Below are 24,022 nucleotides of genomic sequence, written 5' to 3'. Positions count from 1 at the left end.
AACACCCAGCAAAGATTCAACTAGAGTTGTTAAACCACCTCAAATAGCTCGACTCACCTATTTCTCTACCGACACACTTAGTAATAACTGTATATTTCACCCTGAGACACCCGCACGGCTTAGTGGCACAGTGAAATTTGACAACAACCCATACACCTGAGATGTTACTGTCAGTCTTTCTAGGGAAATGAGAATCTAATAATAATGAGCCTGGTTAATTTTCTTTGTGGGATCGGTGTTGTGCAGGGTGTTGTCATGGCGGGGGTCTTGCTCTACGCCCACTCTGGACACCGGCTTGCCAACGCCATTATGGCGACCCTGGTCCTCGCCACTGCCGCCATCCTGTTACAAAAGCTGCTAATCCAAGCGGGTGTTTTTCAGGATTACCCCCAGTTCTCGATCATTCTCAGTCAACTCCGCTTTACTTGGGGCCCATTACTCTACCTATATGCGTTGAGTATTACCGGGACAAGGCTAAACTATCGGCATTGCTGGCATTTTCTCCCGGCTATTGTATTTTTTACGGTAAACAACTTAAAGTTTTGGCAACTTGACCCCGACCAACAGCGACTTTTTACTGCCTATTTATGGAACTACCTGGGAAGCGACCCGACAACTGAAGCGATCATATGGAGCTTTATGGGTAGTTTCTGGCGTGCATTAATCGAGTCCTACTTTCACTTCATATTTTTTGCACTACAGTCTACGTGCTATGGCTTTCTGGTCCTGAGACTTATCAGGAATCACAACAAACGGCTAGAACAACATTTTTCATCGTTGGAACATATGAATCTACGGTGGTTGCGCTTACTAACCATTACGTTCCTCGCTGTTCTTGGACTACTAATACTATTTAACCGACTCCCCTTGTTGCTGAATCTCTATGATCTTACGGCACCGATCACGAATGCTTATGCGGTGTTACTCGTGGCTCTCTTTTACGCCGTAGCAATCAGCGCGCTGCTTCAGCCCAGCCTGATCAGCGGCGTAATTCAGGCAAAGGATAGCGAACCGGCGTGGCTAAAAGAGCACGAACAGTTCTCCCCGCCGGAGGATGCAGAGGGCCCTTTCTCAGGCAGTCGTACGATAACCGTAGACAGCCCCGTGGACGCTGAAAACGCTCCGGTTGAGCCGGACACTAAGTACAAGCGATCCAAAATGAGTAGCGAGGACGGCCAGCGCTACAAGATCAAACTTATGCAAGTTATGCAAAAGGAGCAGTTGTACTTGGACTCTGACCTCACCCTGCCCGAACTAGCCGAAGCTGCAGACTTGACAGCACCCCAGGCTTCGCAGGTACTGAATGGTCAGATGAATCAAAACTTCTTCAGCTTTGTCAATAATTATCGGATAGACCTAGCCAGGCGTATATTGCTGGCCCCTGAAACAGCGAATATACCCATTGTGGATTTGGCTGCTGAAGTTGGTTTTAAATCGAAATCATCCTTTTATGATGCGTTCAAGCGAGCCACCAGCATGACGCCAACTCAGTTTAAGCGGGCAATGACTGAAGCACCTGCAACCGAAACCTTATCCGCGGTACAGGAGATCAACGAATAGCACTCATGTATACAGCGCACTCGCCAAAAAGTTGATGGCGAGTGCATCCTAGGTTAGCTAGGTCGGCGACGCACACTCATTTCAGGAATTTCTACTGCGCGTAGCCCTACCATTACACGCAGCCCTAGTGCTCGTAATCCAGAGTGCTCACTCGCGATTTCTTAACTTCAAGATTCGACACAGAGCCGTGCTTGAGATACGCATCGAAAAACGAAATCAGATAGTAGGCCATCTCGTCATGGAATCGGCTAGACAGCCAGCCATCCGTCCATGCAGAGTGCCCCGCCCGGTCAAATACCTGCCCGTACTTTGAGGGCGACGTCTGAGCGTAAGTACCGCCGGCCTGTATAAGCTCCGGTGTGATCGTGCTATCCAGAGTCCCACCCTGATATAGGGTTTGACCATTGGTCATATCACCAACCCGATTTTGTACCATTAACGGTCTGTGCCAGGGCGAGAGCGCTGCAACCGCACCGACCTCGCTGCGCGTCCAACTACTCCATGCCCCGGCAATGCCCATACACGTGTAGCCGCCCATCGAGTGCCCCATGCAGCCAATGTTACTGAACCCTTCGATGTACTGTGAGTAGGCGCTTGACGGTAAGGCGTCGAGGACCGCGTGCATGTCATCACGCCGATCAACATTGGTTTGGTCGGTCCAGTTCTCTGGTTGCGTCCAAGGGACATCCGGCGTGGTATTGCCCGTGAGGCAGTCATCGTGTTTCGGGGCAACCACGATATAGCCCGCATCGGCGAGCCGGCTTTGAATCCCATTGGTATTGCCAGGACAGCCGCCCATCCCATGGGAGAATATGACCAATGGATATACCCCATTGCCAGCCCGGCGGATCTCAACACTCACGCCGCCGATATTCGTAGTTGTCATAATATCTGCAGTCGCGGACTCCGCAGAAATAAACGCCAGCATCAGGACCACGTAAAATCGTGTGAAACCTCTACCGCACATACCAGTGGCACTGGCAACAAGACGAAAAATATCTCTGTAATCGTTTATCTGTTTCATTAGTTAATCTCATCATTATTTTATTTTCTTTAATGGCCGCGAGGTCAAAATGACGCACACAAACCATCACGAAGATCAACGAAACCGACATACCCTACTCGACCGCCTGATAGACAAGAAATCTTCACTTACTGGATTTTCATCCAGAAAAACTCTATCCCCATCAGCGAGCAAATAATGCAGGTCTTTTAAACTACAAACCCCGCCACAAAGCTCATATTTTCACGACTAAAAACTACGACAAACCTCGGCTCGGGAGTTGATCTATTTGGTTAGCCAGCCCCTCGCCCATCTGTGTTCTGGCGATATGCAAAGATGCCAAGAAAAAGCAAGGAATGGTCAATAGAGACATTAGGTCCGCTGCAAGTAAGGACAACGTGAGGGAGTTTTCCACCGCAGCACCTTGAAGCAAGTCACTCACAACTCCGGTTATCACCGAACCTAGCCCCAGCCCAATCAGGTTGCAGGCAATCAGAAGCAGTGCTGTCATACGCGCTCGCATTCTGGTTGGTGATAGATCCTGAATCGTTGAAAATGCCGGGCCGTAGAACACAGACATCAAGAAAAGTCCGGTGCACATACCGATATAGAAAAAGGGCGAAGACGGATCCACCAGGCGATAGCCCAACAGCAGCGGTGCCAATACCAGCATCAGAACAGCCAGGAGGCGAACCCGCCCCCCTTTATGGCGTGCATTAAACCAATCGCCCAAGACACCGCCAAGCATGGTGCCCAATACGCCAAAAATAATAAACAAAACTCCGTATAAGGTTGCAATATCCGAGGCCTCAAAACCGCGCTCTCTAACCAGCCAAAGCTGTGTGAAGTTCGCTGCACCAATTGGAATATGTAAAAAAATAGCGCCGATCATAGTGAGCATTAGTGCGGGGCGCTGCTTAAGCGTTATCAACAAGTGACGCCAGCTTCCCTTCCCTGTGTCACTCTTTGCAATTGGGTCTTGTGCTCCACGGGGTGCATCTTTCATCACCAAAAGCGGTAATGCGAGCACCAAGCCGAGCACCCCCATAATAAGAAAAGAATTCCTCCAGCCTATTTGCGGACCCAGAACACCGGCAACAATAAAGCTACCGCCGGCCCCCAGAGGTACCCCAAGGTAATAAACTGCAGAAGCCAAACCGCGCTTGCGCGATGGGTACAAATCAGACAATAACGACATAGATGTGGGTGCCAAGCACGACTCACCTACACCAATAAACAAACGTGCGATCGCCAGCTGTAAAAAATTCTTGGCAATCCCTGAGTAAGCAGTGAGTGCACTCCACACCACAAGACCCACTGCGATCAATCCCGGTCTATGGTAGCGATCCGCCAAAAAGCCCATCACGAGCCCCATGATAGAGTAGAAAAAAACAAAGATAACGCCCGTCAGCAAGCCAAATTCACTGTCACTCAGCTTAAGATCGGCGACCACTTGAGGGCCGAAACCCGCGAGCAAATTTCTGTCGACCATATTGAGAATATTCAGCAACATCAGAAATGCGAGGATAAGCCCTGGAGATTTTTGAGCGCTGGATACTCCCGAGGGATGCGATGCATTTGGGGATAAACTCATAAGAATTTCACAAGTTCACTCTATATAGAGACTTGAAGATTATGGCGGCCGAATAGAGACCGCTTATACGAATACATATAAGCGGTCTCTGGATTAATACACGGCAAGTGGCTTAGAAGTTGTAGCGCGCCTGCAGGGCAATAGAGCGTGGTCGCTCCGGCACACCATAGTAACTATTGGAGTTAGTTACCGGCACATCGTTTTTCCAGATATACGTCGTTTCGTCTGTCAGGTTTTTACCAACCAAGGCTACCAACCAGCTGTCGTCGGCACTGGCCAGTGCGATACGGGCATTAAAGATAGCCGTATCGTCGTGTTTGGTATTTGGATCGAGGTCGAGAGCTGAGTAAAACTCATCGCTATAGTTCACATCCACAGCACTGGTCAGCTCCATACTACTGCCCACAGGAACGACATACTGTGCATTAAGGTTCGCACTCAGGTCTGGAGCATAGACCAGGGTCTCCCCTTTCAGGTCCTGACCGCCCCTCTGACCCGCTGCGACAATATTGGTGCCATCTTCAAGTAGACAACCGGGATTGTTCGCCGGATCCATCGCTTGCGGAGTGGTACAAGTGGCACCGCTAAAGTCCGCGTAGTAGGCATCGAGATAAGCCACTGCACCACCGACAGACAAGCGCTCGGATAGCCTGATGCGGCCATCCACTTCTGCGCCCTGACTGATCGCTTCGCCGGCATTACCCACACGGTAAACATCCCCAATGAGAGAACTGGTCTGCAGGTCGTCATAGTCCATTCTAAATACAGCGATATTCAATTCTGCAGCACCATCCAGCAGACGCATTTTCGCCCCGGCTTCATAGGTGAGAACTTCTTCAGGTTCATACTCAAGTATCGACGGGTCGTTGCCCTCGACGGGAGGAAGCGGACCTAGCGCAGGGTGGAATCGACGAATCTCATAGCCAGCACCACTGTAGGCCTCGTCGTAGCCGCCGCCTTTGAAGCCGGTACTGACGCTCGTATACAGCATGGTGTCTTCACTCACATCCCATTGGACGTTCGTGGAGTAAGTCCACTTGGCTTCTTCACGACTGAGGTCGGTAAAACTGTGCTGGCGTAGATCTTCAATTAGCTGGGCCTGACCGTCGATAGGAGAAAATCCGGTAGGAGTCCGGACCAGCAGACCAGAAGAGTCAACGATCTTATCCAGCTCCTTGGACTCCTCGTTATAGCGCAGGCCTAAGGTCAAGCGCAGGGCGTCAGAGGCGTTCCAGGTACTTTGCGCAAACACGGCCCAGCTCTCCCCTTCCTGATCGAAAACACTGGGCACGCCAGGGCCAGGAAGATACAGCGGGGCGGTGTTCAAGGGGCCAGACTGCGCAAAATCCAGCGCGTCCAGGCGACGGCTGATATCCAGCTCACTGCTCTGGTAGTAGGCGCCAGCAATCCAGTCGATCGTTTCGCCACCCGGTGATACCAGCCGCAATTCCTGACTGTACTGTTCGTAATCTTCCCAGCGTGTACGGGTAATAGAGGGTGCGGCTACGATATCGGTATCGCCCGTCGACATCATATCGTAGGCCGAGTAGGCTGAAATCGACGTGAACGTCGCAAATTCGAAATCCCAATCGACTGTCAACGCAAACACGTCAGTGTTTACCGCTTTACGGGTTCCAGCTTCCCCCGCGCCTTTCTCCCTATCAGACACCACTGGAATCGGCACCGACCCGGCAAAGTTCTGCTGCCCCGCAAAGTCCGACTGGTATATCGCTCCTGGCGTTGCTCCGCTCTGAAAATCACCGGATTCGTACTTGGCGTTGATCTCTAGATTATCGCCGGCCATCCAGCGCAGGCTACCGCGCGCATACACGTTGTCATGGTTGGGACCCTCGTCACCGGTAGTAATATTTTCCCACCAGCCATCCTCAGTGGCATCGTGGCGAACTGCCAGACGACCGGACAGGCTTTCAGCCAGTGGCCCAGATAGCACTAGGTTATATTGCTGATCGCCATACTCGGGGGAGTACAGGACCTCGGCCATGCCCTCAAACTCTTCGGTGGGCTTCGCACTAGTGATATTGATCGCACCCGCAACCGTATTCTTACCAAATAGAATACCCTGCGGCCCTTTGAGTATTTCAACGCGCTCAAGGTCCATTGTGGTTGGAACTGCAGCCAACGGACCGCGGGCCGCGTAAACACCATCGGTATACATACCTACCGACTGTTCAAAACCCTGATTGGTACCAGAACCGATACCGCGAATAAACAGATTGGGAGTCCCGGAGCCACCATTAACGGTCACGTTAGGAGTGTATTGCGTTAATTCCTCAAGCGAGGTAATTCCCAGATTATCAATTTTCTCGCCACCCATAGCGGCAATTGAAATGGGTACATCCTGCAAGCTCTCGGTGCGCTTTTGCGCCGTGACAACGACCTCTTCCAGTGTTAACTCTTGCGCGGCTACTCCTGCACTGCTGGCGACGGTCAAACTGGCAATAGCACCAGCCAGAACTGTCTTTTTTAAATCACCATTTTTACGATTCATGATCAGCTCTCCCTATTTATATTTATGTATATGATCAACTGGATACGAATTTCAATTGTTGTTGGCAACTGCTGCCTTCAAGTGCAGTCCGTGCCTGTGATTCATCGCCTATCGCCGAAGCACGCAACAGCATGACACCGCGCGCAGTCGGTGATTGAATGACTTCGCCGGAGTATTCCGCCGGGTTGGCATCAGGGCCAACTAAAGTCACTTCAACCTGGGTGCCAACCCGTGTGTGCTGCTCACGCTGGTTACTGATACCAGCAAAGTTATCCGTATTCATCTGGTAAAACTGCATGGACCAGTAGCGCTCAGGTACCGGAGCGTTTATCACTACTGCCCCCTGTTCGAGATTGTAAACACAGAGGGCGTACAACAGGTCCGGGCTTGGGCGCACTACATTGCGAAAGGTTTCATCAGGCCGAGTATTTACATACATCTGGTTGTAGCCGGTTCGGTCACCGACTTTATTGTACAGCCGCTCCATAATGAGATGCGGGACCAACATGGCCAAAGGGTACTGCCCCAGCCAGCCACATACCAAAATAACTGCTATCCAGCGCACCCAGCTCATGAGCAAGCCTCCTTAATCACCGTAGGCAGCGGCGCCGATTCAGGGTGCTGCAGGTAGGCATTTCCTGGGGTGTAAAGGCGCAACAGTAGATCAAAATCATGTGCCATCGAGTTGGTTTCAGCTAGTGTGCCGGACGGCCCCACAGGCAACCAGTTCCCCTCTTGCTCACTGACTCCTACCCGAATAACCCAGCGGCCATCCTCACCCCGAATAAGATTTTCATTGTTGTAGGAATAGCGTTTCTCCTGATTGGGAATCAGATAGAAGTCCCAGCCATAGGCAGTAATGCTCCACCAATTCGCATCGTAATCACTACCCTCAATACGATAACGACAGTTCAAGCGCAGGGGCTCCCCGGCTACCGAATTCAGGGTGTAGTACATCGATTCCTCACGGGTAGAGCCCAGCAGCCCGCCGATGGCAACGATGGCCCTTACCACAGCATCCGCGTCAGCAGCTCCTATACTCTCACTGGTACGCCAGTCACCGTTCCGCAGAAAACTCTCCCGCAGACCTGTTTTTAAAGCGCCCTGTAAAAGAAAGACCGATAAAGCCGCAACTAGCAGTACCGCCAGCGGCCAACGAAGTACTCGCAGCCTGTTAAAGAATGTATTTCCTTTGGATGTCATGCGCGCCAGACCTCCACTGGAAGGATATTGGTACAAACAGTTGTTATTGAATTCATGTTTCGCCTTCGCCCGGATGTCGATGGCACCAATCTAGCGATATTTGCGGCTGCGGGCGTCCGTGCAAATCTGCTCGGACTTCGAAAATCAAAATTTTTGCGCGCGTTCTTTGATAGTTGATGCGACTCTGACGACCTCGTCCGCTCGACCAACCAGTCTGATAGTTCTCAACCGCCCCATTTGGTATCCTACGCGGCTTGCATGGGCCGCCCGCAACGGGTGGCAACCGCCATCTGGCGCCAGCACTAAAAACAACTAACTCACTGTTTTATAAAGATTTTTCTATAATGCCCGCAACTGCCGCCGCCAAGACGTCCAAGCCCGAACACACCCCCATGATGCAGCAGTACCTGCGCATCAAGGCGGAGCACACCCACGAGTTGGTGTTTTACCGCATGGGTGACTTCTACGAGCTGTTCTATGACGATGCCAAGCGGGCCGCCGAGCTGCTGGATGTCACCCTGACTGCCCGCGGTAAATCCGGCGGCCAGCCAATTCCCATGGCCGGTATTCCCTACCATGCGGCGGAAGGCTACCTGGCGCGGCTAATCAAGGCCGGCGTCTCTGTGGCCATTGCCGAGCAGATCGGTGACCCGGCCACTTCCAAGGGGCCGGTTGAGCGCAAGGTTGTACGAATCGTCACTCCCGGTACCGTGACCGACGAAGCACTGCTGAACGAGCGCCGCGATAACCTGCTGGCATCCACCGTTCTGGTAGGTGATCAATTTGGCCTGGCGCTACTGGATGTGGGCACCGGGCATTTCGCGGTGCAGGAAGTCGGCAGTGAAGAAGCCCTGGCAGAGCAGATCCAGCGCTTCAGCCCCACCGAGTTGCTGGTGTCCGAAGACCTCACCCTGCCAGTGGAAATCGAGCGCCGCCCCGGCGTGCGCCGCCGCGCCCCCTGGGAATTCGACTTGGAAAACGCCCAGCGCCTGCTGAACCGCCAGTTTGGCACCATGGATCTGGAAGCCTTCGGCTGCAGCCATATGCATGCGGCCCTCTGCGCGGCCGGTTGCCTGCTGCAATACGCCCGCGATACCCAGCGCACTGAACTGCCCCATATTCGCACCCTGCGTACCGAGCGCAGCGAAGACACCGTCGCTTTGGACCCGGCCAGCCGCCGCAACCTCGAAATCGACACCAACCTGAACGGCGGCGACGACAACACCCTGCTGTCGGTATTCGATGCGTGTAAGACGGCCATGGGTAGCCGCCTGCTGCGCCGCTGGCTGAACAACCCACTGCGCAACCTGAACACCTTGCAGCAGCGCCAGAACGCGATTTCCGCACTGATTAGTGATTACCGTTTTGAACCACTGCGCGAAGCGCTGAAGCCCATCGGTGATATGGAGCGCATTCTTGGCCGCCTGGCCCTGCGCTCTGCGCGCCCCCGCGACCTGTCCCGCCTGGGCATGTCCCTGGCCCAATTCCCGGAACTGCAAAGCCAACTGAGCGAGACCGACGCAGCCCTGCTTGCGCAGTTGAATCGTGAAATGGGTGAGTGGCCACAAACCGTGGAACTGCTGCAGCGCGCGCTGGTGGAAAACCCACCCGTGGTTATCCGTGAAGGCGGTGTGATCGCCGACGGCTTCGATGAGGAGCTGGACGAGCTGCGTGGTATCAGTGAAAACGCCGGTGATTACCTGGTCCAGCTGGAGGTGCGCGAGAAAGAGCGCACCGGCATTCCCACCCTGAAAGTCGGCTACAACCGGGTGCACGGCTACTTTATCGAGATCAGCCGCGGCCAGAGCGACAAGGCACCGGCAGACTATATCCGCCGCCAGACCCTGAAGAATGCCGAGCGCTTTATTACCCCGGAACTGAAAGAGTTTGAAGACAAGGCACTGTCCGCCAAGAGCCGTGCCCTTGCCCGCGAGAAGTTCCTGTACGAGGAACTGATCACCACCCTGAACGAATCCCTTGCCGAGCTGCAAACCGCTGCAGCGGCAGTTTCCCAGCTGGACGTATTGGGGAATATGGCCGAGCGCGCAGACCAGCTGCGCCTGACGAAGCCGGAGCTGTCCGAGCAGCCGGGCATCCATGTGGAAGGTGGCCGCCACCCGGTAGTAGAGCAGGTCCTCGATGACCCGTTTGTGGCCAACGATATCGACCTGCACACGTCCCGCCGAATGCTGGTCATCACCGGCCCGAACATGGGCGGTAAATCGACCTATATGCGCCAGACCGCACTGATCGCTCTGCTGGCGCACTGTGGCAGCTTCGTACCTGCCGACAGCGCCCGTATCGGCCTGCTCGATCGCATCTTTACCCGTATTGGCAGCGCTGATGACCTGGCCGGTGGCCGTTCTACCTTTATGGTGGAAATGACCGAGACCGCGAACATCCTGCGCAACGCCAGCGAGCACAGCCTGATCCTGATGGATGAAATCGGCCGCGGTACCAGCACCTACGACGGTCTGTCTCTGGCCTGGGCCTGTGCGCATTTCCTCGCCGACCGCGTACGTGCCTTTACCCTGTTCGCGACCCACTATTTCGAATTGACCGAACTCCCCGCACAGTGCGGCGAAGTGGCCAATATTCACCTGAACGCTACCGAGCACGGGGATTCCATCGTGTTCCTGCACCGCATTCAGGAAGGCCCGGCGTCCAAGAGTTACGGCTTGCAGGTGGCCAAACTAGCCGGCATTCCTCAGGAAGTGCTGGATGAAGCCAAGGCGCGCCTGGCCGTGCTGGAAGCCGGCCACACTACGCGCGATTCGGGCCCCGGCCCCATGCCTTCCCCGGGGGCTTCTCTTGAGGCTTCTATTAAGGCCCAGCCAGCAGAGCCAATCGTTCCCGAGCCAGCGCAAGTTGCCCCTAAGGCCAAACCGAAATCCGCCGCACCCGCACAGGTAGACCTGTTCGGCAGTGCCCCGCACCCGGTCGTGGAGGCTCTGGAAGGCTTGGATCCAGACGATATGACCCCGCGTCAGGCACTGGAGCAGCTCTACGCCCTGCGCAAATTGTTATAAGCACCCAACCAATTTGACTCAAAAGCCACTGCAATTCGCGCCAGTAATTGCTAAAATCCGCTGCTTCAGAATAAAGCGCGGTTTCAGCAGGCGCTGGCCGAGCAGCGGCAACGCCACAGGATTATTGAGGGATTAGCATGACATTCGTAATTGGGGAAAACTGCATCAAGTGCAAATACACCGACTGTGTGGAAGTTTGCCCGGTAGACTGCTTTTATGAAGGCCCCAACTTCCTGGTGATTCACCCGGACGAGTGTATCGACTGCGCCCTGTGTGAGCCGGAGTGCCCGGCCAATGCGATCTTCTCCGAAGACGAAGTACCGGATGATCAGCAGGAATACACCGAGTTGAATGCCGAGCTCGCCGAAGTGTGGCCGAACATCACCGAAAAGAAAGACCCTCTGCCCGACGCCGCAGAGTGGGATGGCAAGACTGGCAAGCTGCAATATCTGGAGCGCTAAGCCGGCCACAGTCCGTGAAATAGAAAAGCCGTCTTTGCAGACGGCTTTTTTGTGCCTGTCATTTACTCATCGGACGAATCAATTTATACATCGCTAGTCGACAGGTACCCCTAAAAACGATGCCGCGTGGCTCAGTTCCGCCGACAGCCCGGCAACCGCCACCGCCTCGAGAATTTCCGCATCGGTCGCGCCCGCCTTGCGCGCGGCCTTCACCGCGAGATCGCCATGATCATGTGGTGCGGAATTCATATGACGAGCGAGCTCCAGCAGGGCGTGCTCTTTACTATCAAAGTGCGCGTGATCGGGGTCGGTACGAATGCGCAGGATTTCCTTCGGCGCCACGCCCAGCTTCTCCAGCCACGCCACATGCTGGGCAATGCCGTAGTCACAGTGCTCGTCCGCAGCAATCATCAACGCCATCGCTTCTTTCAATTTGGGCGATAGATGGCCCGTGAGCATCACGTGCTGATAGCGATCCCACAATTGAGACAGTAACGTCGGATTATTCGCATAGGCGCGGAATAAATTAGGCACGCCACCCAACTGGGTACGTACATCATCCAGTACGGCTTTCACGCCCGCGTCTTGGGGAGCATCCATTGCTGCATGTACCAGTGGCATTGAGTTCATGTCTCCTCCCCTGTGCCATTACCAGCACAGATTATGGTTGGCTGCGCCCAAATACTGGATATAATCCCAGCATGCGCAAAATCATCCATTGTGACTGTGATTGCTTCTATGCCTCGGTAGAAATGCGTGACGACCCCAATTTACGGGGGCGCCCTATCGCTGTGGGCGGGTCAAGCGACCGCAGGGGTGTTATCTCAACCTGCAACTACGAAGCGCGCAGTTTCGGGGTGCGCTCGGCCATGCCTACTGCACAGGCCAAAAAGCTGTGTCCTGATCTGATTGTAGTGCCGGGCAACATGAAAAAATATCGAGAAGTCAGCGCGCAAATACGGGAAATTTTTCTATCGTACACCGACTTTATCGAGCCGCTGTCCCTAGATGAAGCCTATCTGGATGTCACCGATAGTCCGCACTGTAATGGCAGCGCAACTTTAATCGCCCAAGAAATTCGCGCGCGGGTGCAGCAGGATCTGGGCATTACCATTTCCGCAGGTGTAGCACCGAATAAATTCCTGGCCAAGATCGCCAGTGACTGGCAAAAACCGGATGGACTCACAGTCATCCACCCAAATGCCGTTGAAGACTTTGTGCTGCGTTTACCAATCAAAAAGATACACGGTGTAGGACGAGTCACCGCAGAAAAAATGCAACGGCAGGGAATACGCACCTGCAGCGATTTGCGGCGTTATAGCCAAATTGAGCTGGCACAAAAATACGGAAAGTTTGGCAACCGACTGTACCAACTGTGTCGTGGCATCGACGACAGAAAAGTCAGCAGCGATGGTTCACGTAAAAGCGTGAGCGTGGAACGCACTTTCCGCGACGACCTGATCAATTTGGAATCCTGGCAGGAAGAAATGATCAATTTATACGGTCGACTGCAAGAGCGCATGGAGAAACTAGGCGAGCGCTACGAAATCAGTGGCGCAATCGTAAAAGTGAAGTATGCCGACTTTACCCAGTCCACCCACGAGCGCGCCAGCAAGGCTGGACGCATCAGCGAGTTCAAGCAACTCCTCGAGCAATGTTGGGAGAAGCGCAGCGACCCGATTCGCCTGCTTGGCGTAGGTATCAAACTCAAAGACTTGCGCGCCGAATTGGGGCCGGAGCAACTGCCGCTCCCACTGCGCTACCGGCTCTCATCCAATACCTGATTTTGCTCAACTTTAGGTCTCCTATCGTGCCGCACTCGATTCAGGCCCCCAAATCATAAATGACTTATATGCCAGTTTTGGCAGATTTTCGCGTCGCGGAACCTTTGCCTCAAATACCTGTCGAGCGTCTGCCGACTATACTCCCAACACGGTTCTAAAAGCTGCTCCACTGAATCTATGAAGCGTGTACTTCCCAGCGCATTTGTGGGCTGGTTCCTCAATTACGCCCGCAAGTTGAAGCACCCGCAGCTATTCAAGTGGATATGCGCCCTTTTTATAATTGATCTGATTATTCCGGATCTGGTGCCCTATGTGGACGAGATTCTGTTAGGACTCGCAACGATCTTCCTCGCCTCCTGGCGGAAAAGTCGGGATGATCTGCGAGATCCTCCAGAGCGTAAAGAAAAAGTGGTGCACGGTACTGCAGAAAAGGTGGCTCCAAAAAAGTAGCCGCCAACGGATTGAGCGTCGCACATGAGACGACGCAGTTGCGAACCCAATACGGTTAACACTGAGTCAAGAGTGGTATTCGCTCGAATTTTTTCAGCGAAATAGCGTTAACACACTATTTATTGGTTCGGCGGTGACGCCCAGGGAAGGATTCCCCAGGATATACGCACCAATAAGTAACAATGGGAATTGAGGCCAAGGAGGCAGATCCCATGTTTGCGGACAGATTGTGTAGTCTCAGTGACGAAGACTTAATTCAACAGTACTATCACACACGAAACCGTCAGGCATTTCGCGAGATTTTTCGTCGCTACAAGGAGCCGCTGTTCCGTTACTGTGCACAGATGGATTTGGCTCGCTGCAACTTGCTTATGGAAAATTTCTGGCTTTCCTTGCTTTCGGAGCCTCCTCTGCTTGAACGTCAACAGCTGAAAAACTGGCTGTATATCCGTGTGAACCGCCTGCTCAAGTCAGGCTGTACCGAAGTTGTAGGCGAAACCGACCCACAGCAAGACCCACTGCAAAACGCCTTCGAGCAGTCCGACATGCTCAAGGCCCTGCAACAGTTACCGTGTCGTCAGCGCAATATTTTCCTGTTGTACAACCAGTGCGGGCTCTCCCTGGCAACGGTGGCAGACATTGAGAGAATCTCTCTGGCCGAGTGCCGTCAGGAACTGGCAGATGGCGGAAAATCCCTGGAGTTCAATTTGCACGGTAGTGCACGCAAGCCCTGGGTTTCCAGTGTCACACTCGCTAAGCAGGCGGCCGCAGCAGAGGCACTCGCTAAAGAGCAAGAGCAGGAACAGACACAAACCGTCAAGCCGCGCTTCACCTGGGGACTACGGTGGGCGGAGAAAAGCCTAAAACCATCCAGCTCCGAAACCAGCAAACCTTCTGTCGAGATTGCGCAGGCATGAACACGAATCAATGGGAATCTTCCTACCAGCAGGCCATCGACACCATTCATGTGCCTGCGCATCTCGATGAAAAGGTGATGGAAGGTCTGCGCAACGTAAAACCTGAGCAGCAGAACCGTAGTGCTCATGGTGGGGCGAGTATGCTTTCCAAGGTTGGCTCGGGATTGGGCGTTGTGGCAGTAGCCATTGTACTGTTGCACCCCGCGCAATATATCGGGGCTGAGCCCGGCCAGGTAACACCTGGCCAGGCGGAGAAAGTAAAATCGGCAGAGGATCAGCTTGCGCGGACAGCACCGGCTTCCGCAGCCATCCCGTCGGTGCTAGACGAGTGGTACCACATGCGCGCAGAAATACAGGCTGGCAACTATATGTCACTGTGTGCGCAATGGCGGCGGCAACAGGGTGACGACAATAACCGCCGTTTACCCAAGGATTTGGCAACCAAGGCAAAGCAACACTGCCGTTTGCTTCCTTGAGGAATGCGCATTCCAATCAATAAGCTGAAACGCCCCCGTCTACCGCCAGTGTTTGCCCGGTTACATAGGTAAGCGCTGGCGAACACAGCATTACCATTGCATTTACCACCTCTTCCGGGTTGCCCAGACGTTTCATCGGGCACCCCGCTGCAAGCACTCCGTGCAGCTGTTCAGCACTGGCACCCGGTGGTGGAGTCAGCCCCGTCACCATGGGAGTCATTGTGTAAAATGGGCAGATAGCATTCACCCGCACATTGTGCCGCGCGTATTCCACTGCAGCGGTGCGCGTCAGCCCCACCACCGAATGTTTAGCTCCGGAATAGGCTGCCGCCTTCGGCGCTCCACCAAGGCCTGCCATGGAGCTGACATTCAAAATAATACCGTGTTTCTGTCCACGCATGAGCTTGAGCTGATGCTTCATGCCAAAGAAGACCCCTTTGACATTGACGCGGTGTTGCCGATCGAAGGTCTCTTCATCGACGTCTTCGAAATGTACTTGTGGCGGTGCTATGCCGGCATTGTTCACCGCTATATCCAGTCCCCCGAAATTCTCCCGCGCCAGTGCTACCATCGCTGCACAGTCCGTCTCTGAGGATACATCACAGGTAACGGCTTGGACTTCAATATCCTGTGCAGTCAATTTTTCAACCACCGCGTGCAAGCCATCTTCATTGACATCCCCGAGGACCAGACGCGCTCCGCGACGGCCAAGTTCCTCGGCCAGCAGCGCCCCAAAACCACTGGCTGCTCCGGTAATCAACGCTACCTTGCCGGTAAAATCCAGTAATGGATCTCGCTGAAAGTCTGCCATGATCACAATCCTCCACAGGCGGTGAGGCCGCCATCAACAACGACACACTCACCATTGGTATAACTGCCAGCATCGGATACTAGATACAAAACCGTGCCGGCCATTTCTTCGGGCTCCGCATGTCGGTGCATAGGAATATGCCCGATAGCAGTTTGATAGATTTCGTCGTGAGAAAACAGGGCACCGGCGAACTTGGTTTTAGTAAGACCCGGCAATAGCGCATTTACGCGGATATTGAACTGTGCGCATTCCTTGGCAAAAGCCTTAGTCATATTCACCACGGCGGCCTTGGTAATGGAATAAATACCCTGCCCTACCCCTGGCTGTAGAGCATTGATTGAAGCTGTGTTTACGATGCAACCGCCACCGGTTTCCCGCATCAATTTTCCGGCCTCTACAGACATATAAAAATAACCGCGAATATTTACATCCACGGTCTTCTGGAATGCACCAAGATCGGTATCAAGAATATGCCCGAAATAGGGATTGGTAGCGGCATTATTTACGAGGATATCGAGCTTGCCGTATTGCCCACGAATATGCTGAAACACCTGCTCTATGTCTTGCATATTGCCGATATGGCAGGGCAACGCTACCGCCTGACCACCCGAGTCATTAATCGCATCGGCTACCGCCTGACAGTCATCGATCTTACGGCTGGATACCAGCACATGGGCACCCTGCTCCGCCAGCAACTTGGCAATGGCCTCGCCAATGCCACGACTGCCACCGGTTACCAGGGCAATTTTTCCGGCTAAGTCAAAGAGGTTGGTCGCCATGAATTTCTCCCGACGGTTGTCGCCAAATACGTTGTTCGGTTGCTGATATCCGAGGCACACCGCTCGGTGCTGTATGAAAAGTACACCAGAGCGCTTCTTTACAGTCCTTAATTTCACGTTACCGTCTTCATGGGAATCAACCTAATTTATTAGGTGAATCTCCCTACATTCAATATATCTATAACGACACAATCACATTCCAACAGGGAGGTTCAGGCGCCAATAGCCCCTGTCGAGCGGTAGCAGCACACTTTTTCTGCCGATTTTCACGGCCCTCCAGCCCCGGTGCTATGTTTCCAGCTAGCTCTCTCGCTAATTTCCCAGGTAATTGGCCAGCTTCCATATAAGGAACCCCATAAGATGACCCAAGCCTACCCGCACCTGCTCGCCCCGCTGGATCTGGGCTTCACCACACTCAAGAACCGCGTGCTGATGGGCTCAATGCACACCAACCTGGAAGAGCATCCTGGAGGCTACCAGCGCTTGGCCACCTTCTATGCCGAACGGGCGCGCGGTGGTGTGGGCCTGATTGTCACCGGCGGTATTGCCCCGAATGAAGAAGGCGGGGTATTTCAGGGGTGCGCCAAATTGACCACCCCGGGAGAAGCCGAAGAACATCAGGTCATTACCGCGGCGGTCCACAATGAAGGCGGCAAGGTCTGCATGCAGATACTGCACGCCGGCCGTTACGCCTATAACCCCAATCTCGTTGCCCCGTCTGCTATCCAAGCGCCGATTAACCCGTTTCCCCCCAAGGCGCTGAGCGATGCGGAGGTCGAGCAACAAATCGACGACTATGTGCGCTGTGCGACCCTTGCCCAAAGTGCCGGCTACGATGGCATCGAAGTGATGGGTTCGGAGGGTTACTTTATTAACCAGTTCATCGTCACCCGCACCAATCACCGGGACGACCGCTGGGGCGGTAGCTATGAAAACCGTATGCGCCTGCCTATCGAGATCGTGCGCCGTATCCGCGAGGCACTGGGAGAGGAGTTCATTATTATCTATCGCCTCTCCATGCTCGACCTGGTAGAGGGCGGTAGCAGCTTTGACGAGGTGGTAACCCTGGGTCAGGCGATTGAGAAGGCCGGTGCCAATATCATCAATACCGGTATTGGCTGGCACGAAGCGCGAATCCCAACCATTGCCACCAGCGTTCCCCGTGCGGCCTTCAGCGGCATTACCGCCAAAGTCAGACAGCACCTGAGCCTACCGGTGGTTACCAGCAATAGAATCAATATGCCGCAAGTGGGGGAAGATGTACTCGCCGCCGGTGAGGCCGACATCATCTCCATGGCGCGCCCTTTTCTCGCGGACCCTGAATTCGTCAACAAGGCCGCAGAGGATCGCGCGGACGAGATCAATACCTGCATCGGCTGCAATCAAGCATGTCTGGACCATACCTTTGAGCTGAAGCTCACCTCATGCCTGGTTAATCCGCGCGCCTGCCATGAAACCGAACTCAATTACCTGCCAACGGCAAAGCCCAAGAAAATTGCCGTCGTGGGCGCCGGCCCTGCCGGGCTCGCGGCTTCAACCGTCGCAGCCGAACGTGGACATCAAGTGACGCTGTTCGAAGCCAGCGATAAGGTTGGCGGTCAGTTCAATATCGCCAAACAGATCCCCGGTAAAGCGGAATTTGAAGAAACCCTGCGCTACTTCAAGCGCAAGCTTGAGCTCACGGGCGTCGATGTAAAACTCAATACCAAAGCCACCGAAGCGGACCTGGCCGACTACGACGAAGTGATCATCTCCACCGGTATTCTTCCGCGCATTCCGCCTATCGAGGGTATCGATCACCCCAAAGTACTCAGTTATCTCGAGGTGCTTAGGGACAAAAAGCCGGTGGGGAAACGTGTGGCCATCATTGGCGCCGGTGGCATCGGCTTTGATGTAGCGGAATACCTCACCCACAGCGAAGATCACATCAGTGAACTGGTGGCTAGTAGCAAACAAGAATTCTTCGATGAATGGGGTGTGGATATCACCCTGGACCACCGCGCAGGCCTGAAGCCCATTGAACCGGTCACCAGCCCTCGCGAGGTATATCTACTGCAGCGCAAAACAACCAAAGTCGGCGCTGGGCTGGGTAAGACCACAGGCTGGATCCATCGCACCAGTCTCAAGCACCGCCAGGTGAAAAACCTTTCGGGTGTCGCCTACGAAAAAATTGACGATCAGGGCCTGCACATCCGCTTGGGTGACGAGCAACAAATTCTGGATGTAGATAACATCATTATTTGCGCGGGCCAGGAGCCCCTGCGCACCCTGCACGATGCGTTGCAGGCCAAAGGCCAAATCAGTCACTTGATTGGCGGGGCCTATGAGGCTGTGGAACTCGATGCCAAACGAGCGATTGACCAGGGGTCGCGCCTTGCGGCAGAAATTTAACGCCATCTAGCGCGTCCCTGATACATCAAGCCCGGTAGATGTAGGCTGATCTGGCGGCAAATCGCTGCCGCAGAACTATACTGAGGCATACGGATTGATCCGCCAGGGAAGCGCGACATTCCTCCCCGCTTAGCGCCATTATCCACAAGCGCAGCGACCGCTATACCAAACGCCAACTGAATGAGCTTCCCTGTCCGTTAGAATAACGAACGACAGGAAAGGCTCTGTACATGGCGACGTCCATCCTCTCAGACTTACTCGCGCGCGCACGGCCAAGTGTCGAGCAAGCACTAAAGCATCTGCAACCACCCTACACCCTGTTCTTTTCCGTGAGCGATGGCAGCAAGCGCGCCAGAGTCTGCCACGCGCGCGGCAACGATCTAAATACTCTCTGGCTCAAGCTCGCCGCGCAGTCACGCAAGCAGCTTGCCAGTGCAAAAATGGATGGACGCTGGCTGCGCATCGACTGGGTGACCGATGCAGAGTACATGGACTGGGGTTCGCTACATAGAGAGTTCAAGAACACCAAACGCGGTTACTTCCGCTATGGACTGGCGCTTGACGCAGACTGGAAGGTTGCCTTCCTCGAACAAGAACTAAATGGTAACGCCATGTTGTACGGCGGCAATAAAGTCGCACACGCCGTGGTCAACCACAGTAAATTTCGCGCCTACACCGACATACGCTTTGGACCTAATACGCCCCTGAACTTCGATGACGAAGTCCCCGTTACCCGCCTGCACACCGAAGGGCTATTTGTCGAAAAGAGTTCCCCTCCCCAGCGGCTCTATGGCCCCGGTCGTAATGCTGGCCGGAGGATAATCGACGAACTGGACCAAGCCACTACCGAGCACGTCATTCAAACCAGCAGCCGTTATCTGGCCTCACAGGTGCTGAAAAATGGTCGTTTCGAATACGGTTGGCACTGTTGCTTTGACCGCCCAATCGGCACCTACAACACTCTCCGCCACGCCAGTTCTACCTATGCCATGACCGAAGGCTGGGAGGTGACGCGCGACGAAAAAACCAAGCAAGCCATTGATCGTGCGCTCAAATGCCTGACCGAAAAACTCATTAAACAAGCACAGCTTCCCACAGGCGAAAAAGCCGCATTTCTCGTGGAAGCCAACGGTGAGATTAAACTCGGCGGAAATGCGGTATGTATACTCGCCCTGGTCAAATACATCGAGTTAAGTAGAAGCAGTGAAGTCCGGACAAAGTACAGCGACTTGCTGGAACAGCTCGCCCGGGGCATCCACTTCATGCAGGATGCGGAGACCGGCAAGTTCGTGCATGTATTGCAATACCCGAGTCTCTCCATCAAAGAAGCTTTCCGTATCATTTATTACGACGGAGAAGCCGCCTTTGGTCTCATGCGCCTATACGGACTGACCAAGGATACGCGCTGGTTGAGTATTGTTGAGAAAGCCTTCGAGTACTTTATTGCGAACAACCACTGGCAAGCCCACGATCACTGGCTGAGCTACTGCGTCAATGAGCTCACCCTGTATCGTCCAGAGGCTCGCTACTATCAGTTCGGCATACAAAATGTGATTGGGCATCTGGATTTTATTATTGAGCGCATCACCACATTTCCCACTCTGCTTGAGTTGATGATGGCTGCGGAGCGGATGGTCACCCGCCTGCGCCAGGAAAAAGAGTTCTCGTATCTACTGAATCAACTGGACCTGAAGAAATTCTACTTCGCCCTGCATACCCGAGCCATGTACCTATTAAATGGTTATTTCTGGCCGGAATATGCCATGTTCTTCCAGAACCCAGAAAAAATCGTCGGTAGCTTTTATATTCGTCACCATGCATTTCGCGTGCGTATTGACGACGTCGAGCACTACCTTTCGGGTTTTGTCGCATTCACGAAATACTTGCGCGATGGCGGCTGCCCACAGGAATATTACCCAGCACCGCAACTGCAGAAACTTGTCCTTCCCGGTGTCAGCACGCTACCCATACTTGCCTGGGCCGGCGATGTAAATCTCTCGCGCAGACAGCACTACCGCACACAGGCACTTGGCGAAGAAGAAGTACTCGGGCGCATCCCGGCGCTATCCACTGCGGATTTAAGTGTGATTAACCTAGAATGTGTCGTCGCCACCACCGGTGAACAGGGCATCGACAAAGCTGAGGGTGCCCCCTACTACTACCGCGCGCGGCCCGAAATGCTACAGTTGCTGTGCCGCGCCAATATCGATGCTGTCACTACCGCAAATAATCACAGCGGTGACTATGGCACACAGGCATTACTGGAGCAGGGATTTTGGTTAGACAGCGTGGGCATCGCTCACACAGGTACCGGAGTTAATCTCGAAGCAGCGTTGCGGCCGATTATCCTGCCACTGGAAGACCTCAATGTTGCTATTTTCTCCCTGGACGCGACTCAACAATCCTTCGCCGCCGGCCCAAAACAACCCGGTAGTGCCTATCTGCCGCTGGATAACCCAAGTGCCTGGGCGCAGTTGCTAAAGCCACATATCCTTCGCGCGCGCCAACACGCGCAGGTGGTACTGGTCGCGGTACATTGGGGCGGCAACCTGGAAGCCGAGCCCCGGGCAGAAGAGTATGCAGTAGGCCACCACATCATTGATGCTGGCGCCGACGGAATACTCGGCACCAGCGCGCATGTCCTGCAAGGTATCGAAATCTATAAAAATCGCCCGATTATCCACGACGCTGGCGACCTGCTATTCGATGCAGTGCGTAAATCCCTGAAAGATAGCGGCGTCTTTCAGTTGTCTCTGAGCCATAAAGGGGTTGAGAAGGTACGGTTTTTCCCGGTGGGATCCGGGTTCGGTTTCAGTCACCAGCGCACAGGAAACGACGCTGTGGCGGCAACCCGCCGATTCGCTGATCTGTGTATAAACATGGGTACCGCGTTACAGCCACTAGAAGATGGTTCGGGTGAGATTACACTTAACCCACCACAGCGGGACTATCCAGCTTTGCCGCCCGCGCGCAAAGCAGCATTAAACCCAGTTGCGCTCCAGAAAATCCAGCGCCCGATCTCGCCCCACTGGGCCGCCAGGGAAGTACCTTCCAATGCGATAATCCCGCCGATGGAATTTGGGCCGTTGCAGCTCATTGGCCTGCGCTACACGCCAAAGAATATTGAGCACAGGCAGCTACTGTATGTTGAGACCTTCTGGACTTTGAACCCGGATCGGGCAACACAGCTCAACGAGAATATCCGTCTAGACATCCGCGCGGTGCCCATTCGGGAAACAGATATGCCCTGCTGGGGGAAATCCATGGATCACGATCCGTGCGACTGGCAACTCCCGACCAGCCGCTGGAAACCGGGCATGATCTACCGAGATTACTATGGCCTACGCCCACCGGCACCCAGGCAACTCCGCAATGTTGACCTGCGTCTGGAAATCGGCCTGATCGGCCCGAACACCCATATTCGTCCCGTACCGGTGCCTGACAGCAGCATTTCGTTAAAGCTCAAAGGGCGTACCAGACAAGCGGCGTCTGCCGACGGACGAGAGCCGCCGCACTATCGCAACACATTCCCTGCATGTACCTACCGTGAAACCCCCGGCCAAACCTGGAACGCACAACAGTTAACCGAAATTACCAAAGGAGAATGGCTGGTGCCACCGCCAGCTGGATGGTTTGTCCGCAGTGTTGTTTCAGGGCGCAGCTTTATAGAACAGTCCCTAAACCCCGTACTCTTTGTCGCACACAAGAGCAGTGATCGCGCGTACCACGAACGTAGCTCGCGAACCAAGTATACGAACTGGGATTTGCATAACAGGCTGCCCGATATCGCAAAAACCGCCGGAAATCTATTGGGAGGTGTCATCGTCGAGCGGCCAGTCAGTGGATTACCGACGAACCTTCCCGTTTTGCAAGTAAAAGACCCAATACAGGCAATTATCGAACTTGGGCTTGCGGCGAGAAACCGGTTCCGTGGCGATGTGATCGCCATTACCGGCACCGCAGGGAAATCCTCAACCCTAAAAATGCTTGCAAACATGCTGGGCACGCCGGAGACCGTGCTCGCGAGCCTTGGCAATTACAATTCCCGTGTAGGGGCACCGAGTATGCTGGCCAGTCTCAGTAGCGATCGCGATGTTGCCATTATGGAAGTTGCACAAAGCGCGCTGTGGATGCGATCAGGTCCAATCACCCGGCGTATATGCCCAACTATTGCGCTTATAACCGGGATCGGTATATCGCAAACCAGCAGCCGGGTGAAAAGCACCAAGGATACCGCGCGCTGGAAGTCGCGCATTTTTGAAGGCCTTGTTGGGCGCTCAATCGCCATTGTAAATGAGCAGTTACTGCACTTTGACTATGTATTGGCAAAAGCCAAACAACATGCGAAACGAGTCATCGTATTCGGTACCAGCGAGAATGCAGAGGTGCGAATCATGGGAATCGACGCCGATAGTAAAGGAAGCCATGTCACTCTGAAAATACACCGCACAGTGCAAAAGATATATGTGCCTGCCCCGAGCATGGGAATGGTCCAAAACGCAGTAGCTGCACTATGCGCCGTCTATGCACTGGGGCGATCAATGGATAAGGCTGCACGCTCACTGGAGAATCTTGCCCTTGATGATGCGCACCTGAGCCAAGCTGAACTCGCCCTCGCCGACGGAACTGCACAACTCATCGATGACAGTTGGAATGCCACCATCAGCTCGATGCTAAACGCCTTTTCTGTGCTCGCAGAGGTGCGCGTACCGAACGATGGACGAAAAATAGCGGCACTAGGGCGTATCGTGGACCTTGGCGAACAGGCCGCCACATTGCACCGTAGTCTGGCGCAGCCATTACTTGCGAGTGGCGCCGTACAGGTGATAACCCATGGAGAAGAAATGCACTACCTACGTGATGTGTTGCCAGAGGACATACTGGGCCCGCATTTTTCCAAAGCTAAAGACATGGCTCGATACCTGGCGAGTGCAGTCCGGCCAGATGACCTACTTCTGATAAAAGGATCGCGGAGAGACTCCGATTTTGGAAGCGTCGCTACCTTGCTCAACGAATTTATCGAAAAACAAGAACTCGCCTGATACGACGCATACT

At 54.0% G+C, this 24,022-nt stretch carries 17 protein-coding genes; 9 read left to right on the top strand and 8 right to left on the bottom strand.

The annotated features are described in order from the left end of the window. Nucleotides 1-204: 204 nt before the first annotated feature. Nucleotides 205-1,560 carry a helix-turn-helix domain-containing protein gene (locus LCM31_RS10940; RefSeq protein WP_224870044.1) on the top strand — a complete coding sequence of 452 codons (1,356 nt, stop codon included), beginning with the start codon at nt 205-207 and terminating at the stop codon, nt 1,558-1,560. Between the two features lie 124 nt (nt 1,561-1,684). On the opposite strand, the gene LCM31_RS10935 is transcribed toward LCM31_RS10940, so the two are convergent. From LCM31_RS10935 to LCM31_RS10915, 5 genes are all read right to left on the bottom strand, one after another. Further along, entirely contained in the window at nt 1,685-2,584 is a 900-nt protein-coding gene (locus LCM31_RS10935) for an alpha/beta hydrolase family protein (RefSeq protein WP_224870042.1), read from the bottom strand. A gap of 235 nt (nt 2,585-2,819) precedes the next feature. Then, a complete protein-coding gene (locus LCM31_RS10930) occupies nt 2,820-4,157 on the bottom strand; it encodes a spinster family MFS transporter (RefSeq protein ID WP_224870039.1) in 1,338 nt (445 codons plus the stop codon). A 112-nt stretch (nt 4,158-4,269) separates the two neighbouring features. Beyond that, nucleotides 4,270-6,666, bottom strand: a complete 2,397-nt coding sequence (locus LCM31_RS10925; RefSeq protein WP_224870038.1) for a TonB-dependent receptor — start codon at nt 6,664-6,666, stop codon at nt 4,270-4,272. Between the two features lie 34 nt (nt 6,667-6,700). Beyond that, nucleotides 6,701-7,240, bottom strand: coding sequence for a DUF1254 domain-containing protein (locus tag LCM31_RS10920; RefSeq protein ID WP_224870036.1), 540 nt, complete (start codon nt 7,238-7,240; stop codon nt 6,701-6,703). Beyond that, complete coding sequence (locus LCM31_RS10915) at nt 7,237-7,869, bottom strand: DUF1214 domain-containing protein (protein ID WP_222227707.1); 633 nt, start codon at nt 7,867-7,869, stop codon at nt 7,237-7,239. The genes LCM31_RS10920 and LCM31_RS10915 overlap by 4 nt, the downstream gene beginning before the upstream one ends. Nucleotides 7,870-8,213: 344 nt before the next feature. On the opposite strand from LCM31_RS10915, the gene mutS reads away from it, so the two are divergent. Beyond that, on the top strand, nt 8,214-10,898 hold the full coding sequence (gene mutS / locus LCM31_RS10910; RefSeq protein WP_224870034.1) for a DNA mismatch repair protein MutS: 2,685 nt from the start codon (nt 8,214-8,216) through the stop codon (nt 10,896-10,898). Nucleotides 10,899-11,035: 137 nt separating this feature from the next. Further along, nucleotides 11,036-11,359: a ferredoxin FdxA gene (gene fdxA, locus LCM31_RS10905; protein WP_010133230.1), complete on the top strand. Its 324-nt coding sequence runs from the start codon at nt 11,036-11,038 to the stop codon at nt 11,357-11,359. Nucleotides 11,360-11,452: 93 nt separating this feature from the next. Here fdxA and LCM31_RS10900 read toward each other — a convergent pair whose 3' ends face one another. Then, nucleotides 11,453-11,989: a carboxymuconolactone decarboxylase family protein gene (locus LCM31_RS10900; RefSeq protein ID WP_224870032.1), complete on the bottom strand. Its 537-nt coding sequence runs from the start codon at nt 11,987-11,989 to the stop codon at nt 11,453-11,455. 71 nt (nt 11,990-12,060) lie between these two features. On the opposite strand from LCM31_RS10900, the gene dinB reads away from it, so the two are divergent. From dinB to LCM31_RS10880, 4 genes are all read left to right on the top strand, one after another. Beyond that, nucleotides 12,061-13,143, top strand: coding sequence for a DNA polymerase IV (gene dinB, locus LCM31_RS10895; protein ID WP_224870030.1), 1,083 nt, complete (start codon nt 12,061-12,063; stop codon nt 13,141-13,143). Nucleotides 13,144-13,320: 177 nt separating this feature from the next. Further along, complete coding sequence (locus LCM31_RS10890; protein ID WP_224870028.1) at nt 13,321-13,593, top strand: DUF6116 family protein; 273 nt, start codon at nt 13,321-13,323, stop codon at nt 13,591-13,593. A 212-nt stretch (nt 13,594-13,805) separates the two neighbouring features. Beyond that, nucleotides 13,806-14,510, top strand: a complete 705-nt coding sequence (locus LCM31_RS10885) for an RNA polymerase sigma factor (protein WP_224870026.1) — start codon at nt 13,806-13,808, stop codon at nt 14,508-14,510. After that, on the top strand, nt 14,507-14,986 hold the full coding sequence (locus LCM31_RS10880) for a hypothetical protein (protein ID WP_224870024.1): 480 nt from the start codon (nt 14,507-14,509) through the stop codon (nt 14,984-14,986). Before LCM31_RS10885 ends, LCM31_RS10880 begins: the two co-directional genes overlap by 4 nt. Before the next feature lie 16 nt (nt 14,987-15,002). Here LCM31_RS10880 and LCM31_RS10875 read toward each other — a convergent pair whose 3' ends face one another. Together LCM31_RS10875 and LCM31_RS10870 are read right to left on the bottom strand one after the other, a co-directional pair. Continuing rightward, the gene (locus LCM31_RS10875) at nt 15,003-15,797 is read right to left on the bottom strand and encodes an SDR family NAD(P)-dependent oxidoreductase (protein WP_224870022.1); all 795 of its coding nucleotides are present in this window, start codon (nt 15,795-15,797) and stop codon (nt 15,003-15,005) included. Between the two features lie 2 nt (nt 15,798-15,799). After that, a complete protein-coding gene (locus tag LCM31_RS10870) occupies nt 15,800-16,576 on the bottom strand; it encodes an SDR family oxidoreductase (RefSeq protein WP_224870020.1) in 777 nt (258 codons plus the stop codon). A 360-nt stretch (nt 16,577-16,936) separates the two neighbouring features. Here LCM31_RS10870 and LCM31_RS10865 point away from each other — a divergent pair, with 360 nt between their 5' ends. Together LCM31_RS10865 and LCM31_RS10860 are read left to right on the top strand one after the other, a co-directional pair. Continuing rightward, nucleotides 16,937-18,967 carry an NADPH-dependent 2,4-dienoyl-CoA reductase gene (locus tag LCM31_RS10865; protein ID WP_224870018.1) on the top strand — a complete coding sequence of 677 codons (2,031 nt, stop codon included), beginning with the start codon at nt 16,937-16,939 and terminating at the stop codon, nt 18,965-18,967. 230 nt (nt 18,968-19,197) lie between these two features. Next, on the top strand, nt 19,198-24,009 hold the full coding sequence (locus LCM31_RS10860; protein ID WP_224870016.1) for a CapA family protein: 4,812 nt from the start codon (nt 19,198-19,200) through the stop codon (nt 24,007-24,009). Nucleotides 24,010-24,022: the final 13 nt, after the last annotated feature.

Source organism: Microbulbifer agarilyticus (assembly GCF_020171345.1).
Lineage (GTDB): Bacteria > Pseudomonadota > Gammaproteobacteria > Pseudomonadales > Cellvibrionaceae > Microbulbifer > Microbulbifer agarilyticus_D.
This window is presented reverse-complemented; position numbering and strand designations above follow the sequence as displayed.

What these genes read in the sequence shown, in the direction of transcription:
- LCM31_RS10885 (WP_224870026.1), top strand. Translation starts at nt 13,806, where the DNA reads ATGTTTGCGGACAGATTGTGTAGTCTCAGTGACGAAGACTTAATTCAA.
- dinB (WP_224870030.1), top strand. Translation starts at nt 12,061, where the DNA reads ATGCGCAAAATCATCCATTGTGACTGTGATTGCTTCTATGCCTCGGTA.
- LCM31_RS10935 (WP_224870042.1), bottom strand. Translation starts at nt 2,584, where the DNA reads ATGAAACAGATAAACGATTACAGAGATATTTTTCGTCTTGTTGCCAGT.
- LCM31_RS10890 (WP_224870028.1), top strand. Translation starts at nt 13,321, where the DNA reads ATGAAGCGTGTACTTCCCAGCGCATTTGTGGGCTGGTTCCTCAATTAC.
- LCM31_RS10930 (WP_224870039.1), bottom strand. Translation starts at nt 4,157, where the DNA reads ATGAGTTTATCCCCAAATGCATCGCATCCCTCGGGAGTATCCAGCGCT.
- LCM31_RS10925 (WP_224870038.1), bottom strand. Translation starts at nt 6,666, where the DNA reads ATGAATCGTAAAAATGGTGATTTAAAAAAGACAGTTCTGGCTGGTGCT.
- LCM31_RS10900 (WP_224870032.1), bottom strand. Translation starts at nt 11,989, where the DNA reads ATGAACTCAATGCCACTGGTACATGCAGCAATGGATGCTCCCCAAGAC.
- LCM31_RS10915 (WP_222227707.1), bottom strand. Translation starts at nt 7,869, where the DNA reads ATGACATCCAAAGGAAATACATTCTTTAACAGGCTGCGAGTACTTCGT.
- LCM31_RS10875 (WP_224870022.1), bottom strand. Translation starts at nt 15,797, where the DNA reads ATGGCAGACTTTCAGCGAGATCCATTACTGGATTTTACCGGCAAGGTA.
- LCM31_RS10860 (WP_224870016.1), top strand. Translation starts at nt 19,198, where the DNA reads ATGGCGACGTCCATCCTCTCAGACTTACTCGCGCGCGCACGGCCAAGT.
- LCM31_RS10880 (WP_224870024.1), top strand. Translation starts at nt 14,507, where the DNA reads ATGAACACGAATCAATGGGAATCTTCCTACCAGCAGGCCATCGACACC.
- LCM31_RS10865 (WP_224870018.1), top strand. Translation starts at nt 16,937, where the DNA reads ATGACCCAAGCCTACCCGCACCTGCTCGCCCCGCTGGATCTGGGCTTC.
- mutS (WP_224870034.1), top strand. Translation starts at nt 8,214, where the DNA reads ATGCCCGCAACTGCCGCCGCCAAGACGTCCAAGCCCGAACACACCCCC.
- LCM31_RS10870 (WP_224870020.1), bottom strand. Translation starts at nt 16,576, where the DNA reads ATGGCGACCAACCTCTTTGACTTAGCCGGAAAAATTGCCCTGGTAACC.
- LCM31_RS10920 (WP_224870036.1), bottom strand. Translation starts at nt 7,240, where the DNA reads ATGAGCTGGGTGCGCTGGATAGCAGTTATTTTGGTATGTGGCTGGCTG.
- LCM31_RS10940 (WP_224870044.1), top strand. Translation starts at nt 205, where the DNA reads ATGAGCCTGGTTAATTTTCTTTGTGGGATCGGTGTTGTGCAGGGTGTT.
- fdxA (WP_010133230.1), top strand. Translation starts at nt 11,036, where the DNA reads ATGACATTCGTAATTGGGGAAAACTGCATCAAGTGCAAATACACCGAC.